Origin of the sequence: Bradyrhizobium sp. B025, assembly GCF_042257955.1 — a bacterium.
Classification (GTDB): domain Bacteria; phylum Pseudomonadota; class Alphaproteobacteria; order Rhizobiales; family Xanthobacteraceae; genus Bradyrhizobium; species Bradyrhizobium diazoefficiens.
Map to the genome: position 1 here is coordinate 8265001 of NZ_CP170150.1, position 15113 is coordinate 8280113.

The window sequence follows — 15113 nt, forward strand, 5'->3', positions numbered from 1 at the left end:
GTGTGCTACCAACGAGTCAACCGGAAACGCATCGCCGCCGGGCTTACCCTAAACCGGCGCGCGAGACCCTCAATCGCTGCCTCGTCCTCGAGATCCACACCACCGCCTTCCAAGACGGCGGCTAAGAGGTCGCCGGGGATCAACAGCTCTGAGGCGAAGGCGTTGGCTTCGATCTCTATCGGTTCGGTTCCGAGCGCTGAGATATCATCTCGGAAGAGAACGCGTATCCCCTTGTCGACGTGAACGGCTTGTCTGATGTCTTCGTCGTGCAGCACATGATGGGCGAGTTCATGGGCGGCGGAAAAACGCTGGCGGTTGGGATGATGTAGCGCATTGACGCCGATGATGCCGATGCCGTCCTTGATATAGGCCATGCCCGAAAGATCCTCCTCCAGCGGTGCGTACTGAAGGACGATCTTGCGCGATTTAATGATGCGTTCGACAGGGACGGGCGGCGCTGAAACGCCGAACTCCCGAAGGATCGAGCGCGCAGCTTCGCGCGCTCGACCTGGATCAGCGTCCCTCACGATCCGACCTTAGAGCCGCGGCGTGGCGCGAGCGCGCTGCTGATCAAATCAGCGACCTGGGCGCCCGCGTTCTCGGACAGCGACTCCTTCGAAAGCTTCTCATTGACCAGCGTCATCTTCAATTCCTCCCCGATGGACTTATGCGGCATTGGCGGCAGCAGGTCGGCGACCTTCGCGAAATCAAGCGCGGTGGCGAGGGCATAGACATGGTGCAGCAATATGTTCTGCCGGCCGCTCTCGATGTTGGCGATCGACGCGCGAGACATCTTAACTTTGCTCGCCAACTGGGCCTGGGTCAGCGAAAGAGCCTTGCGCCGCGTCGAGACCGCGTTGCCGAACGCTATATAGACCGGATTGCCCGCCATCGCCGATGTTTGCGCTGCTTCGGGCATAATGTCAATCCCGCAAACATTATGTGCTTATTACAAACTTACTAGTGTGATCATTACTTGACATATTGGCCAATCTCAGGAATCCATATCCCGCCGGAGAGCGCGACGCTCACCGACGAGGCGAAGGAACCGAGATGTCGAAGCGCATTCATGTCGTGCCGCACGAATCAGGTTGGGCAACCCGACGTGAGGGGGCGTTGCGGGTGGGGTCCACCCATCACACCCAAGCCGAGGCGACGGAGGCGGCGCGTAGCACTGCGCTTCGCGAGCACGGCGAAGTCGTCATCCACCGTCCCGATGGCCGCATTCGCGACGCCAACTCCTACGGAAACGATCCCTTCCCGCCGAAAGGATAACCCAACGGATCGCTCACCAGGGCGATCCGGTCGGATCGGCGCGCGGAGGTCATTCAAAGAAGAGGACCAATATCGATGTCGAATTTTCCGTCCCTGCGCCGCGATGATCGGCCTGATGATCCCTTTGCCGACCCGCTGGACGCGGTACTCGCCGAGCTTGCCATCAATATTCAGCTTCCGCCCGGCCTGCATGCCAAGGCGGTCGAGCGATATGAGGCGGTCCGACGCTACATCGAACGACCCGGTAGTCCGCTCGAAGGCAGGGTCGCCTGCTTCTATCCCCAGGGCTCCATGGCAATCGACGCAACCACGTCGACCCGCGGCACGGACGACGAGTACGATCTCGATATCGTCGCCGAGATCGAAGGCCCCGACCTCGGTCCCGAGGCGCTGCTGGATGACCTGGAAGCCGCACTCGAGAGCTACCCGGTAAGCAAGGTCGTGCGCCAAACTCGGTGCATCACGCTCTACTACGCCGACGGCATGCATCTTGACATTACGCCGTCGCGGCGGCGGGCGCCGAAGGAGAAGGAAGGCGAGATCCCGCATGCGAAGAAGGGGACTCGCAGCGACCCGGCGCGCTATGTGCCGATGAACTCATATGCCTTCGGGAAGTGGTATTGCGCCCGAACGCCTACCGAGGAGCGGTTCGCGCTGGCGCTGAATCGTCAGCTGTACGAACAGGCCGGAATCGCCTTCGCCGCAGCGGACGTCGAGGACGTTCCGCCGCAAACGCCGCTCATCATCAAGAGCGTGACGACGGTCGCGCTGCAGCTAATCAAGCGGCACCGCAACATCGCCTACGCGACCGAGACGGGCCGGATCCCGCCATCGGTGATGTTGTCGTGCCATGCCGGCCATGCCGCCCGTCCGGGCATGAGGCTTGCGGAAATGCTGATCCGGCAGGCGCGCTGGACGGCCCGCGCGATCGACGACGCCGCGAAGCGCGGCCAGCTCCTGGTCGTGCCCAACCCCGAATTTCCGGTCGAGCGTTTCACCGACCGTTGGCCAGAATCTCAGCTGCAACAGACAACCTATTCTCGCCACCTGCACACCCTCGCTAACGGGCTCGAAGCCGCCCGCACCGGCGACGTGCAGCTGGAGGACTTGCAGGAGTGGTTGCGCGGGCAGTTCGGGGACCGGGTCGTCACGCGTTCTGTCAAAGCTTTCAACCAGCGGCTCGGGCGCCAAGTTCAATCACGGCAGCATGGTTATACGCGCTCCGGCGGCCTGTTCGTTCCCGCCGCGCCGGCGATCATCGGCGCGGCGACCAGCCTGGCGCCAGTCGCGGCTCGCGCACACACCAACATGGGAGAGCGCCGATAAGTGGTGATGACGGTCGACGCCCAGATCACTGACATGGCTTCCTTGTGGCCGAACTTGAAACTCATCGGCCGCCACGGCGCAATCGCGGCGTGGCAGGGCCCTCTCCGGCCTTTGCTTCAGACGTTTCAGGTCGAGATCACTTATCGAGCGCCGCTGGTGATCGAACGGCTCGACGTGCGCATTCTCCAGCCACGCGTCAAAGTCTTGTCACCGCCGTTACGGCACCGTCCGGGCGACCCGGAGGGTAGGCTCCCTCACGTGTACTACGGTTCGGATGGCGAAGTGACGCTATGCATGCTCGATCCCGATTCCGACGATTGGTCGCCGTTCGACAGCCTCTCGCAGACAACTGTGCCCTGGGTGATCGAGTGGCTTGCCGCTTACGAGGGCTGGCGCGCAACGGGTCAATGGACAGCGAGCGGCCGCCACGTCGTAGCAGGTGGCGTCGGTGTCTAAGAGCAGCATTCCGCAAAAGGTCCAATCGGCGCTGTGGGCGCGGGCTGCTGGCCGCTGCCAATATCGTGGATGCAATACTGATTTGGTCGGCGACCTGGTGGCCGGGCGGCAAGACGGGATCTTCGGCTTCATCGCACACATCGTGGCTGACGTCGAAGGCGGCCCGCGCGGCGATCCGATCCGGTCGACTCAGCTCGCGCGTAGTCTGGAAAATCTAATGTTGATGTGCGCCCGACATCACAAGCTGATCGATCTTGACGCCGTCGCCGATCATCCGGAATCTGTTCTGCTAACTATGAAAGCCGAGCACGAGGGCCGGATCGCGATCGTTGCCGGCATCGACGAAGACCGGGCATCTCACGTCATCAGGTTTGGGGCGAGCATTTGTGACAACGAGGCGCTTGTATCGACGCAGGCGATCTTTTCGGCGATGCCGCCCGACCGCCACCCAGCCAGCGGCCAGAGGTTGGATCTTGAAATGGTAGGCTGTGCGTTTCGAGACAACGAGCCTGCCTATTGGACGGTCCAGCGCGAGAACCTGAGACGCCAGTTCGAAGCGAAGGTGCGAGGCCGCGTAGAGCGACAGGAGATTAGGCATCTAAGCGTATTCGCACTCGCACCGCAGCCGCTGCTGATCGAGCTTGGCCGGCTGCTCTGCGATATCGTTCCGGCCGTCGTTCATCAAAGGCATCGCGAACCCGCGAGTTGGCGATGGGCGTCCGATGGCCCCCCGATCACATTCCAGGTCACCGAACCGGATATCGGGCTGTCAGGCTCGGTCGCGCTAAAGCTCGGTGTCAGCGCTACCGTGACCGACGCGCGACTCCAGGCGGTTCTCGGCGACGAAGCCGCGATCTGGTCGCTCTGCGCGGATCAACCTCACAACGACGTCTTGCGGCGAGCTGACGATCAGGCCGCATTTCGGCGCGAACTCCGACGGCTCTACGACCGCATCAAGGCTCGGCATGGCGAGGGAACGCTGCTGCATGTTTTTCCCGCGCTTCCCGCCTCCCTGGCGGTCGAGGTCGGCCGCGTCTGGATGCCCAAATCGGATCTTTCCCTCCGGCTCTACGACAACAATCGATCGCACGGGTTCATACGGACCTTCGATATTCCCTAAACCCGATGCGACAAGCGCGCGGACATCTTCCTGTCCGCAATCCTCCTCGCCGCTGCGATTACCTGGTGGATCAATTAAGTCCGGACCCAAGCCCTCTCTCGTAGAGGCATGTATCCGAACGGGAGAAGCCTATTTTTTCAGGAGGCCACCAAGCCACTTTTGAAGGCTGTCACCGTTCATCAATTCGAGACGCGTCGGCAGAAAGGGAGTTATGAACGGATCAGATATTAGCCTTGGCGGAAAGTCCGACGTTGTAGTCAGGATTCCCTTAGAGGCATTCTGCTCCCCGCTGAGTACGCCCAGCAATGCACGAATGTCATCATATGAAACCTCGTTCCTCGGCTTATACGCCTTCACCGATCCTATGATCTTGATGCAACCAACCCCCTTCGAACAGCTATGACATCCCGTCCGTGATCCCCTGAGCGTGGCGTTAATGTCACCTCGTCGAACCCCGCTTTATCGAAGGCACCAGCGACGATCTCTTCCCAACGCGTCGCAGAAAGTGAATACGCTTGGCTCCAATCCGATTGCAGGCTTGCTACAATTTCATACCAAACCGCTGAGTTTGCCTTTATTAGAAATCCCTCTGCCGTTTTACGATCTGCCAGGACGATCTTGTGATCTGGTGTAATGATTCCCGCTACTCGCAACTCCGCTTGCTTATTCCCCTCGGAAAACCGCCGAGCGATAAACGACTCGAACACTGACGGAAGCCTGTCTTCGTAGATCAAGTCAGTAATTTTGATCTTCTCTGGTGGAATTTCCAGATTCCTAAAATCCACTAGTCGTGTGAACTCTAAAAGAATCGGAAACGCTAATTTCTGCGCAATAGGAAACAGCTTAACGGGCATGTAGAATATCAGTTGCTGCGCTAGGCGAACCCTTACCTCTTCCATCTGCTGCAAAGTAAGCATGGCACGCGCTCTTTACTACAACTGCGCATAGGTTAGCAGTCAGCCGGCTGTCGGGCCTTAACAGCCGGAATAGCCAAATCGCAGTTTCGAATACCGACTCCGTGATCAGCGCCTGCTAAGTTTGACAGATCACGTATCCATGTGCGTTCATTTCGGTACACGCCGAGAAGAATGACATCAACAGCCAATAGAGCTGAACGAAGTATGGGTCTGGCGCTTGGCCGGCTGCGACTTCCTTTAGCGCCTCTTCAACAGCACCGCGGCTCAGCGAAGAGGTCACGATGAAGACCCGACGAATTGCATCCGGCGCAAGCCGCACTTGAGCGAATTCGTTCATTAGCTCGTCGGCATCGCCTCGGACAATCCTCTTGATCCGGGTTTTGACTCCGCTACCGCTTACATACTTGTTGTTCCAACCACGAATTTTCGCTTCCATCGATTCCGGCGGAAGGCTCATACGCTGCAAGTTCTTAATTGCTTGGCTCACGGAGATATGGAACGGCCCAGCACCGAGCGATAGTGGACCATGCTTTGCGTGATAAAAGGTAATTCTAGGCGGGCTGCTGGAGTTGTTTAGCCCAATATAGTCCGCCCATTCGTCGCCAAGATCGTCGCACACAAGCACATCGTCCCCGTCCGCAACACTCGCTTCGATCACACCGAAAGTGGAGTCAGCATCAAAGGTGGCCTTTCGCGTCGAAAAGTTACCCTTTTCATCAGTCACTCCGTCTAGGAGCGGATCAGAGCGCAAATGGCGCAACAGGGCTGCGCCACCATCTACAAAGCCTTCGTCGCGGAACAAGGTCCCGTCGATGTAAGCTAAAGAGAGGGCGTCGAACAGCAATATGAACTTATCCTCGCGATCGATGTAGCGTCGGAGCGAGATCCGATTTGGATCGTGACCGAGAGCATACTCTGTACTTTCGACCTCGATGCCGGCAGTGATCGGCAATTGCAAGTCACGCAATGCTACGCGAGCTTGGTTGATTGCAATTGCTCCAACCGAATCAGCACCGTCGAAGATATCCATCCTCTTTCCGTCGCCGCTGACCCTAAACGCACGATCGAGCTCATTTAACGCTGCATCGATTTCATGCTTGGAGAGTTGAGTGAGTCTACCGCTATCTTCATGTACAAGTCTGATTTCGCGATCGACATGGATCGCATCAACAAATCCCGCAACGTCGACGGCAAAACTTGTTGGACGCGCGGTGCCGCCAATACTCGCCAAATCGATAGCGCGGGCTAAGGTACGGAGAAAGCTGGCAGGTGCAGCTCTTCCACCTACCAGCTCGTCAATTACAGATTTCGCGTACTCCACAAGTGCGAGGTGATCGACCCGATCAGACCGCTGCCCTATCCTGCCGGTGCTAGGAGTTGTAGAATAGTGGTCAGTTCCCGACCGGACCGCGTACGCCTGGGGCACATACCGGTTTGCGCCAGCAGGCCCGACAACATTTTGTAGGTCATCGGCTTCGAACGTTTTACTCCTCATCACGTGCTTGGAGACCGACATGTTTCGAAGCCGAATCTTTTCGAACACCGCTCCCTGCCGTGCGACCGCACGATCCACGCGTTCGGCTGATACTCGACCGAGATAGCGGGTGAAAAATCCTGCCGGAAGATCGAGCTTGGATTTAAGAATCGCGAGATGATCGCGATATTCGATCAAAAGAATAAATCCGCAGATTCGTTCTCGGATTCCTGCGTCTTCGGTTAAGAATGAAGGCGAGCGGTCATAGAGGAAGGAGATCGCAGACCAACGCGCGCGCCCAGCTTGGACGCGCCGATGGTAGAATATGTTTTGGGAGGCCGAGGGCTGGCTTGCCCGAACTTGGCGAAAAAGGTCATCCAATGCGGCATTGCTCATCTGCCGCTTAAGAATGTGAAAATTTGCTGTTTTTGCAACGCGAAGAGAGTCGATCATCCATCCCCCGTCGCGTTTCCACGCGGAAGTACGCCATGTCAATTAAGACGGACCTTCAATATGATCAACTTAAGCGCGAATGCCTCCACGATGCAAATGGAAAGAACATGCCCCCCGCAAAGAAGAGTTAGAAGGCTACTCGATGTCGCGCAGCTCTAGACGGCCTGCTCAATAGCAACGTTAGCCACAAAGTGTCGGCTTATCGACACGTATCCGGTTGATGGGCGTTGAAGGCTATGATCTCTTGACTACGGGGCGACGGCATGCGGAGCGTGCTTGAGGTGCTATGCGACGACAACCCAGTGATCGTTCGATAAAGATTCTGTTCGCTTCTTCGGGGGGCCTATGCGCTTTCCCGGGATGTACAACGCAGCTCGTTCAGCCTCAATCTCGCGCATTACTGGGCGAACTCTGCCACATTCGTGCGGCCTCTCCCGGGGGGCCGAGATTCGATCCCGCGCAATCCGAAGAGTCGCGCAACGACGCAGACAACTTGATCATCCTATGTCCAACGCATCATCGTTTGGTCGATCAGGATCCGACCACTTACACAGCGGATTCGTTGCTTCTCATGAAACGGCGCCATGAGAGCCGCGTCGCAGCATTTCTCAGCTCGGTTGCTGTCGAGCTTACTGACAAGCAGGCTACCGACCTCTCGCGACAGGTGGAGGACGAATCAGTCGACTTCGCAGTTGTCGTCGCGTTGCGGAAGGAATTGGCTGCGCTTAAGCATTATTTTCCTGAGCTGGTACCGATTTCGTCGACATCGGATTCGACCCGCACGTACCTTCGCGGAACGATTCCAACAAGACGCGGCGGCTCGTATCGAGTTGTTGCCACTCTCCTTCATTCGATGGGAAATCTCGATGCCGCACATGCGACATCGGACCTCATCCACAAATGGAAGCCGCGATTTGTACTTGTGAATGGAATTGCTGGTGGAATCTCTAGAAAGGATCAGGGCTTCGGCGATATCGTGGCCTCGAACTCCATTTTCTATTATGAGCTCTCGAAGGTTCGACCCAATCATCAGGAGCATCGAGCTCGGCAATTTCAGGCGGACCCCATCCTCGTGGATGGAATACTGAACTTGACCGACTCAACGTGGCGCGCACATTTGCCTTCAAGGCCCGATGGGAAAAGCGCGAGCGCCATCGAGCCGAGAATTCATGTCGGACCAATTGCCTCTGGAGAGAAGGTGATTGCTTCAAGCGAGGCTGCCCAAGAGCTTCGGTCGTTGCAACGCGATCTCATCGCAATTGAGATGGAGAGTGCAGGAGTCGCTTCTGCGGCATTCAGCGCTGTCAAGAAGGTGGGATTCTTGACGATCCGAGCCATCTGCGACTTCGCCGACGGCAAAAAGAATGACATGTGGCAAGAGTACGCAGCGTATTCCGCGGCTTCGTGCTTGCGAAGCTTCATTGAGTCGCGCCCAGTTTCCCTCTCGGAGGGGGCGTGGCCGAAGTCCGTTGCTTCGGTAGCGGCAACGAAGTCGCGTATTTCGATAGCTCAACGTAAGAAATTGTTCGATGAGCTGTGTACGGCGTTCGATATGGAAGAGTTTAAGAACCTTTGCTTTCTCCTGGGCGTGGACATTGACGAAATTCCCGGCGACCGCAAATCGGCCCGGGTCAGAGAGCTAATTTTACTGTTCGAGCGGCGCGATACGTTGCACGTATTGGAGGAAGCCGTCGATGAAAGGACACGTTAACGGAAAACCTGAGCATTCAGGCTGATGCTTTCGGCGGTGTCCGTAAGCCGTCGATACGCACTGAAATGCATGTCACGGACAGATCGGGCATTGAAACAAGGACTCCAATCGAAGCGGCCAGGACCGAGCGTGAACTCTCGTGACTATCACGAACAATCACCCACTACATGCCCCAGTCTCCGCCTCCTACAGCTCGATCAGAATCTAAAATAACAGCAAACTCAAATAGATAATAGACGCCGCAGGCTCATGCACAACCACCCTAGCGGCGATCCCTCGCCCTCGCAGGCCGACATCCAGATGACGAAAGCGATCATCGACATCGCCAGGCCGCTCGGCATCGCCGTGCACGACCACATCATCGTCGGCAAGAACGGGCATTCCAGCTTGAAGGGGATGAAGCTGATCTAACGACGTCGGCTCTTGGGGCTAAAGCGGACCGTACCGCGAACCTCGCAAAACGACGCGACTGACCCAAAGGCGACATTCAACGTCTGGAGTGATTTCCAGCTTCTGTCTGATCTTCGGATGCTAGCCGGGGAAGTCGCGGAACTCCTTGACGAGATTAAACGGAATTTTCCACCCGGCGCCTCCCCCGCGCATCAGCATCTTGATGTCTTCCGCCCTGTTTTCTTTTCCGGTTTTCGGATCGGTCTCCAGCGTGTGGCCTTGGCTGTCCCAAGGTTTGCTCGCGCTCTTCGAGTAGTAGCCGAGAAAATGGCCGGATTCATGGGCAGACGTGTTAGGCCCGCGTTGCGAGCTGATGAAGGCAAGGTCCAGCGATCGAGCAAATGAGCCATTGGCGGGGCCGCCATTGGACCAAACCTTATCGACGCAAAAAATGGTTAGATGGGCGCCCTGAACTTTGTGTTTGACGAAGAAGCCCTTCAGTTTTTCGACGTCGATCACATCGGGAAAGGTCGCTAGGCTCGCATCCTTCATGCCAGTCGCACTGGCGAGGTCCTGTTTGACGGCAGCCTGCGAGTCGTCGATGACCAGCCAGTCGCTTGGCACCCGCTCGAAGCGGATGTTGGCCTGCGGCCTCCATATATTGTTCATCGTCAGCAATTCATCTTGCTCGTTGCAAGGCTTCTTGGCGTGAAACGCCGGAGCGCCGCCACTCCCCGGAACCATGACGTTACGGAACGCCACCTTGATCTTGATTTCCGGCAGCACGACGACATGGAGCTTGGCTTCGATCTTCCGGCCGGCCGAACGGGCCACCACCTCCAGGCCGGGAAAGCCAATCGGCTTAATCCGGCCATTGATTTCGAAAAACCGTGCATCGCCATTGAAGGTGGTGGGAAGTGACGCCGCCCTGAGCTGCGGATCGATATCGGGTTCGGAGAAGGTGTCTCTGGCTTGCATTACGCGTCTAAGGGTATCGGCGCCATCGATCTCCTTGATCCCGAGGGCATGGGCGTTAGGATCGACTTTGAGCTTTCTTCCGGGATCGATCAGCGCCACGATGTTGGAGCCGCCGAACGGCACCACCATGCCCGGCGGGCTGCGGCGCTCATCGATGCCGGAGCGGCGGAAAACCTCTTGAAAAGCGGCCATGTCTGGTTCTCCTGTCTTAGTTCGGTCCGTCAACGCGAAATTTTGCGCGCGGAATGAGAGCCTCCTTCGGCGGCGGGAACACCATCTGGCCGGCCCCCGCGGCGAGATGCAGAAAATTTCGGCGGCGAAGTTTCATGGCAGTCCCTCCGCAACAATTGGGCACGGACGGCAGTAGGCGTAGCCTACTCCGCTTTGCGGAGAACGCGGAAGGCCAATCAATGTCCGCTTCTGGCCCATCAGAGAAGTGGCGGAACGCTTCATTGAGGTCCGTCCAATCAAACGCCTCATCGGCCGCGCTCCACGGCCAGAACGAAAGCCGTTCCGAGCGATCCGGCGAATGCGCGCGGTGTCAGGCCGGGTATGTGAATGACCGAGGCCACGGCCGACGGCCCGGACTTCCGGCACCACGCACTTTCCTTCATCCGCCTTGAGTAGTCGTAGATCTTGCCGGTGACGATGGGGCGGGCTTGAAAAACGCTCTCAGCGGCGGCAATCTCGGCCTGATTGAGGCCTCGATCTGGAGAATCTCGGCTTATGCCGATCGATGCGAGGATCGACGATGAAGCAGCGGCTTATAATGTGGCTTGCCGTTGTTGCGGGCGTCGCCCTGGTGCTCGCCGTCGCCTGGGCCGCCATCCTGTGGACTCGCCCGGAGCCTATTCGCATCGCCTTCGCCAATTCGCTTTCTGGACCGTCGGCCCCGGCCGGGACGGAAAGCCTGGTCGCGACGCAGCTTGCAATCGACGAGGTGAACGCCAAGGGTGGCGTCAACGGACGGCTAATTGAACTCGTTCTGTTCGACGACGCAAGCGATCCAGCCGTGGCGCGCGCGAACGCGCAGGCGATCGCCGACAGCCCGTGCGTCGCTGTGCTCGGCCATTATCTCAGCTCCGCTTCGCTCGCAGCAGCGCCGGTATATAAGGATGCGCGGATTCCGGCGCTCACGGGAAGCGCGGCTGCCGACGATCTGACATCCACCAATGATTACTATTTTCGTGCGTTGGCGCCGGTCTCCGCGCAGGCGCGCTCGATCGCGGAACATCTGCGCGCCGTGATGAAGGAGCCAAAAGTCCGTCTCGTTCACACGCGCGATTCCTACGGCAAGAGTTTTGAGCATGGATTTGGCGCGGCCTATCCGGCGGAGCAGTTGCACGTGTTCGGACTGGACGTCGCAGCCGGTCAGATCGGATCGATGGATGGGACGCTAGCCGCTGCCGCGCAGGAGCCCGGACCCGGCGTTATCGTCGTCGGCGCGGCACCCGATTTTAGCCCAGACATCGTCAAGGCGCTGCGCCGCCACGGCATCAAGGGAACGATCATCGCATCCCAAGGCGCGGCCCGCGAAAGCTATTTGCAGAATTTCGCCGACGAGCCCGAGGAAAAATCGCATCCGGGTTTCTTCAGCGAGAATCTGTATGCCGCTTCATCGCTGATGTTCGACAGCGCAGGCGTGGCGGCGCAGGCCTTTGCCGTCGACTACAAGGCGAAAGCGGGAACCTCGCCAAGCTGGGTTGCCGGCGGCGCGTATGACGCCGCGCGCCTGATGATCGATGCGCTGAAACGAGCTGCCGTACATCACCGGTTTATGGGGCAGGGGATTCAGAAACGATCCGACAGCAAGCTTGCGGATCGCGACCGGGTGCGCGCCGCACTGGCCGCGATCGACAGTCCGAAATCGGCGGTCGTCGGGCTGACGGGGCGGCTCTATTTCAACGCGAACCGCGACATTCCGCGCCCGATCCGAATGGGTTTCTTCCATTACGGTCGGTTCGTCACGGCGCCGCAGCAACTCGTGCGCATCGATCAGCCTGATGGAATCGATCTCGCCGCGGAACAGGAGAAGGGCCATGTCATCGCGTTCGAGGATCGGCGCTACTGGATTCAGCGCGTCGTCTATACCGGCATCGACATCATTCGCGTCAGCCGGATCGACGTGAAGCAAAATTCGTTCAACGTCGACTTCTATCTCTGGATGCGATTCGCTGGCGACGATGAGGCGCAGACGCACCTCGAATTCCCGGCATTGCTGGATCGCGGGGCGTTCGATCCAGCTCGACCGATTCAGGCTGGACACGAAGACGGCCTGAGCTACCGGCTCTATCGCATCAACGGCGATTTCAAGGCCCATTTCGATCTCCATGATTATCCATTCGACACGCAGCAATTGCATCTACTTTTTCAGAACACGGAACAGCGGAGGGAACTCATCACCTATGTCATCGATCGGTTCGGCTTGCGCCTCGCCGACGACGGAAGCTCGCGGGCCGAGGACGGGGCCTATTCCGGACTTCCGCTCTGGCGATTTCTCGGGCTGAACTATTTCGTCGAATCCCTGTCCAGCGGATCGACGCTCGGAAAGGCGCCTTTGTTTGGTGCCGAGGCAAGGACGGAATTCGCAGGCTTCGATGCGGCCATCATGCTGCGCCGCAGCTCCGCCATCTACATGCTGAAGAACCTACTGCCGCTGTTTCTGCTCGTGCTCGTCGTATTCGCCACACTGTTCTTTCCCGAAACCATGTTTCGTGAACGCGTGACGATCCCAGTGACCTCGATCCTGGCGAGCGCGGTGCTGCTCGTAGCGGTGAACAGTCAGATCGGCGATGTCGGATACACGGTGGTGGTCGAAGAGATGTTCTACATCTTCTTCGTACTATGCCTGATGGCGATGTTGGCGGGCTACAGACATGAAAAACTTCGGGACGCGGGCCGAAAGCGCGTCGCTGTTGTTTCGGATCACGTAGCGCAGATCATTTATGCCGGGACGGTGCTCGCTATCATCGTCGTGCTCTACCGGCGTTATGCCGTGTGAGGAAGCGTGGATACCTCGCCGGCCCGCCACACATCGCCAGGTCGCTCGGCATCGCCGTACACGACCACATCACCGTCGGCAGAAGTGGCCACGCCAGCCTGCGCAGGATGCGGTTGATCCAGGGCTCCAAATCGTGGCGACGGATTGAGAGGAAGTCCCGCCTATCTTATCAGTGCCTGCCGCTGAACCGGCTGCATGGCTCTCAGGCCATCTCACCGAACCAGTTGCCACCCCTTCGGCGTCCAGCGCAGCAGCGCGTCGAGCGCGGCGACGCTGTCTTCGCTTGCATAGAGCACGAGATCGGCCGACGGCGCCGCCACGATCAGGACGCCACCCTGGGCCTGCGCGAGCGGCGCCCAGCTGTCGATCAGCGCAAGCCGGCTGGTCTGATAGTAGTCTCCCTTCAGCGTGCCGAATTGTCCTGATGGGACCGCCTTTGCGGCGGTCGCGAGCGGCTTCATGCTGCTGCGCAGATTGGCGATGGCGATGTCGAAGACCTGGTCCGGCGTCAGGCCGAGCGCAGCACGATCCTTGTCATTGAACACCCGTATCGTCCGCGGCGAATCCAGCACCGGGACGATCACCAGCCCCTCTGCCAGGGGCCGCGTCAGGGCCGGACCGCGCGCATCGACCTCCCGAAGCGCCTGCCGCATGTAATCGGCCGAGCGCACGACCACGCGCAGCGCTGCTCTGGTGGGAGGATCATTCCGATTGCTTGTCGTTGCCACGACGCCGCTGACATAGGTGCCGATCTCCTTGCTGCAGGCGCCCGTGTTGGTCTTGCAGAAGGCGTAGATGCGATCGAGGTTGGCTTGCAGAGGGCCGATCGAAAGCGTCAGCGGCCCCTTGATCACGACAGGGGTGTCACGAATCTCGGCGCGGATGCGCTCGGCCACGAAAGCCGTAAACGCGGGTTCGTCGGCTGGAATCTGTTGCGCGCGGGCGGACCCGGCTCCGACGAGATCGCCCGCTGCGATGACGGCGATCAGAAGCCGGCACATGCGAGATCGGATAGTCATGCGATCCACCACCCCGGGATGGCGGCCCGCGGCCGATGCTCACCCCTCCCCGCCAAGTCAACCGCCGGCCGCCGTCAACCCCGCGACGCCGGCGGCTGAACGATCAATAGCAATATCGGGGATCGACCGGGACGTAGCGGCCGTCGGGGCGCTGCATGTAGCAGCCGCGCTGATAGGCGTAGTAACCGGAGCGGCGGCGCTCGCCCTCGGAAGCGATCGCGGCGCCCGTTCCGGCACCGACGACGGCCCCGATTGCGGCACCGCGGCCTCCACCGATCGCGCCGCCGAGGATCGCCCCGCCGACACCGCCAATGATCGCGCCGCCGACGGCGTCCTGGGCCGCCGCCTCATGCACCGGCATTGCCATCGCAACCGTCAGACACGCAGCGATCCCAAAACTTCCAATGCGAAGACCTCGAAGCATGCTCGACCTCCCCTGTGGTGAGCTGTGTCATAGCGCCGGAAGCGGATTCGGGCCAGAAAAATAGCCAGCGCCGCCACCTGGACGCGCCGTGATGGCGCCGGGGGGCTCTGCGAGGCGGCAGCTCAGACCGTGCCGGGTGCGGTGCACATGCCGGCCATCTCCGTGTCAGGGCTCGATCCAGCGCTGCACGGCCTCGGCGGTGTCGGCGGGCGTGGTGTTGAAGCAGATCGCCGCATTGGGCGCCAGGCGGTGGACGAGGTTGAGCACCTTCTCGAACAGCAGCAGGCGCTGCTTCGGCTCGCGCAGGCCCGCGCCGATCACGATGCAGTCGAAGCTCTCGTCGCGCAACGCCGCCGTCACCGCCGCTTCCGCAGCCGCGTCGAGATCGATCAGGCAGCTCGTGACCTCGTAACCGAGACCGCGCAGGCGCAGCAGCTGGGTCTCGATATAGTTGCGCACGAGCTCCGGCGTGAGCTGCGGGAATGTGCTGTAGTCCGCAACCCCGGGTTCGATGCCGATCGCGAGGACGCGCTTGGCCATGCAAGCCTCCTGAGCAAGCCTCCTGACCG

At 59.5% G+C, this 15113-nt stretch carries 15 protein-coding genes and 2 pseudogenes; 8 read left to right on the plus strand and 9 right to left on the minus strand.

The window, feature by feature from the left end; all coding sequences use genetic code 11:
• Positions 1-5 precede the first annotated feature (5 nt).
• The gene (locus tag ACE10W_RS39150; protein ID WP_011082901.1) at positions 6-527 is read right to left on the minus strand and encodes an ImmA/IrrE family metallo-endopeptidase; all 522 of its coding nucleotides are present in this window, start codon (positions 525-527) and stop codon (positions 6-8) included.
• Positions 524-919: a helix-turn-helix transcriptional regulator gene (locus tag ACE10W_RS39155; RefSeq protein WP_011082902.1), complete on the minus strand. Its 396-nt coding sequence runs from the start codon at positions 917-919 to the stop codon at positions 524-526. The genes ACE10W_RS39150 and ACE10W_RS39155 overlap by 4 nt, the downstream gene beginning before the upstream one ends.
• A 134-nt stretch (positions 920-1053) precedes the next feature.
• Between ACE10W_RS39155 and ACE10W_RS39160 the strand changes: the two genes are divergently transcribed.
• From ACE10W_RS39160 to ACE10W_RS39175, 4 genes are all read left to right on the plus strand, one after another.
• Positions 1054-1275 (plus strand): DUF2188 domain-containing protein, encoded by a 222-nt coding sequence (locus tag ACE10W_RS39160; RefSeq protein ID WP_011082903.1) that lies wholly within the window; start codon positions 1054-1056, stop codon positions 1273-1275.
• Between the two features lie 75 nt (positions 1276-1350).
• Positions 1351-2601: a nucleotidyltransferase gene (locus tag ACE10W_RS39165; protein ID WP_011082904.1), complete on the plus strand. Its 1251-nt coding sequence runs from the start codon at positions 1351-1353 to the stop codon at positions 2599-2601.
• A 6-nt stretch (positions 2602-2607) separates the two neighbouring features.
• The gene (locus ACE10W_RS39170) at positions 2608-3057 is read left to right on the plus strand and encodes a hypothetical protein (RefSeq protein ID WP_202557271.1); all 450 of its coding nucleotides are present in this window, start codon (positions 2608-2610) and stop codon (positions 3055-3057) included.
• Positions 3041-4177 carry an SAVED domain-containing protein gene (locus ACE10W_RS39175; RefSeq protein ID WP_011082906.1) on the plus strand — a complete coding sequence of 379 codons (1137 nt, stop codon included), beginning with the start codon at positions 3041-3043 and terminating at the stop codon, positions 4175-4177. The genes ACE10W_RS39170 and ACE10W_RS39175 overlap by 17 nt, the downstream gene beginning before the upstream one ends.
• Positions 4178-4306: 129 nt before the next feature.
• On the opposite strand, the gene ACE10W_RS39180 is transcribed toward ACE10W_RS39175, so the two are convergent.
• The 3 genes from ACE10W_RS39180 to ACE10W_RS39190 form a co-directional block, all read right to left on the minus strand.
• Complete coding sequence (locus ACE10W_RS39180; RefSeq protein ID WP_071908403.1) at positions 4307-4534, minus strand: restriction endonuclease; 228 nt, start codon at positions 4532-4534, stop codon at positions 4307-4309.
• Positions 4535-4539: 5 nt separating this feature from the next.
• The gene (locus ACE10W_RS39185) at positions 4540-5094 is read right to left on the minus strand and encodes a restriction endonuclease (protein WP_011082907.1); all 555 of its coding nucleotides are present in this window, start codon (positions 5092-5094) and stop codon (positions 4540-4542) included.
• 115 nt (positions 5095-5209) lie between these two features.
• The gene (locus ACE10W_RS39190; protein ID WP_011082908.1) at positions 5210-7021 is read right to left on the minus strand and encodes a hypothetical protein; all 1812 of its coding nucleotides are present in this window, start codon (positions 7019-7021) and stop codon (positions 5210-5212) included.
• Positions 7022-7307: 286 nt separating this feature from the next.
• On the opposite strand from ACE10W_RS39190, the pseudogene ACE10W_RS39195 reads away from it, so the two are divergent.
• The 3 genes and pseudogenes from ACE10W_RS39195 to ACE10W_RS39205 form a co-directional block, all read left to right on the plus strand.
• Positions 7308-7496, plus strand: a pseudogene (locus ACE10W_RS39195) (hypothetical protein); the annotation flags it as partial.
• Between the two features lie 96 nt (positions 7497-7592).
• Positions 7593-8732: a 5'-methylthioadenosine/S-adenosylhomocysteine nucleosidase gene (locus ACE10W_RS39200; RefSeq protein ID WP_223153803.1), complete on the plus strand. Its 1140-nt coding sequence runs from the start codon at positions 7593-7595 to the stop codon at positions 8730-8732.
• Between the two features lie 246 nt (positions 8733-8978).
• Positions 8979-9143, plus strand: a pseudogene (locus tag ACE10W_RS39205) (JAB domain-containing protein); the annotation flags it as partial.
• A gap of 120 nt (positions 9144-9263) precedes the next feature.
• Here ACE10W_RS39205 and ACE10W_RS39210 read toward each other — a convergent pair.
• Positions 9264-10292 (minus strand): hypothetical protein, encoded by a 1029-nt coding sequence (locus ACE10W_RS39210; protein ID WP_161532549.1) that lies wholly within the window; start codon positions 10290-10292, stop codon positions 9264-9266.
• A 559-nt stretch (positions 10293-10851) separates the two neighbouring features.
• Between ACE10W_RS39210 and ACE10W_RS39215 the strand changes: the two genes are divergently transcribed.
• Complete coding sequence (locus ACE10W_RS39215) at positions 10852-13101, plus strand: ABC transporter substrate-binding protein (RefSeq protein ID WP_304549215.1); 2250 nt, start codon at positions 10852-10854, stop codon at positions 13099-13101.
• A 212-nt stretch (positions 13102-13313) separates the two neighbouring features.
• Here ACE10W_RS39215 and ACE10W_RS39220 read toward each other — a convergent pair whose 3' ends face one another.
• The 3 genes from ACE10W_RS39220 to ACE10W_RS39230 form a co-directional block, all read right to left on the minus strand.
• Positions 13314-14120: a hypothetical protein gene (locus ACE10W_RS39220; protein WP_304549216.1), complete on the minus strand. Its 807-nt coding sequence runs from the start codon at positions 14118-14120 to the stop codon at positions 13314-13316.
• Between the two features lie 103 nt (positions 14121-14223).
• Positions 14224-14544, minus strand: coding sequence for a YMGG-like glycine zipper-containing protein (locus tag ACE10W_RS39225; protein WP_011082914.1), 321 nt, complete (start codon positions 14542-14544; stop codon positions 14224-14226).
• A 165-nt stretch (positions 14545-14709) separates the two neighbouring features.
• The gene (locus tag ACE10W_RS39230) at positions 14710-15084 is read right to left on the minus strand and encodes a hypothetical protein (RefSeq protein WP_028175101.1); all 375 of its coding nucleotides are present in this window, start codon (positions 15082-15084) and stop codon (positions 14710-14712) included.
• Between the last annotated feature and the right edge of the window lie 29 nt (positions 15085-15113).

What these genes read in the sequence shown, in the direction of transcription:
- ACE10W_RS39155 (WP_011082902.1), bottom strand. Translation starts at nt 919, where the DNA reads ATGCCCGAAGCAGCGCAAACATCGGCGATGGCGGGCAATCCGGTCTAT.
- ACE10W_RS39160 (WP_011082903.1), top strand. Translation starts at nt 1,054, where the DNA reads ATGTCGAAGCGCATTCATGTCGTGCCGCACGAATCAGGTTGGGCAACC.
- ACE10W_RS39225 (WP_011082914.1), bottom strand. Translation starts at nt 14,544, where the DNA reads ATGCTTCGAGGTCTTCGCATTGGAAGTTTTGGGATCGCTGCGTGTCTG.
- ACE10W_RS39170 (WP_202557271.1), top strand. Translation starts at nt 2,608, where the DNA reads ATGACGGTCGACGCCCAGATCACTGACATGGCTTCCTTGTGGCCGAAC.
- ACE10W_RS39215 (WP_304549215.1), top strand. Translation starts at nt 10,852, where the DNA reads ATGAAGCAGCGGCTTATAATGTGGCTTGCCGTTGTTGCGGGCGTCGCC.
- ACE10W_RS39210 (WP_161532549.1), bottom strand. Translation starts at nt 10,292, where the DNA reads ATGGCCGCTTTTCAAGAGGTTTTCCGCCGCTCCGGCATCGATGAGCGC.
- ACE10W_RS39200 (WP_223153803.1), top strand. Translation starts at nt 7,593, where the DNA reads ATGAAACGGCGCCATGAGAGCCGCGTCGCAGCATTTCTCAGCTCGGTT.
- ACE10W_RS39220 (WP_304549216.1), bottom strand. Translation starts at nt 14,120, where the DNA reads ATGACTATCCGATCTCGCATGTGCCGGCTTCTGATCGCCGTCATCGCA.
- ACE10W_RS39165 (WP_011082904.1), top strand. Translation starts at nt 1,351, where the DNA reads ATGTCGAATTTTCCGTCCCTGCGCCGCGATGATCGGCCTGATGATCCC.
- ACE10W_RS39190 (WP_011082908.1), bottom strand. Translation starts at nt 7,021, where the DNA reads ATGATCGACTCTCTTCGCGTTGCAAAAACAGCAAATTTTCACATTCTT.
- ACE10W_RS39185 (WP_011082907.1), bottom strand. Translation starts at nt 5,094, where the DNA reads ATGCTTACTTTGCAGCAGATGGAAGAGGTAAGGGTTCGCCTAGCGCAG.
- ACE10W_RS39230 (WP_028175101.1), bottom strand. Translation starts at nt 15,084, where the DNA reads ATGGCCAAGCGCGTCCTCGCGATCGGCATCGAACCCGGGGTTGCGGAC.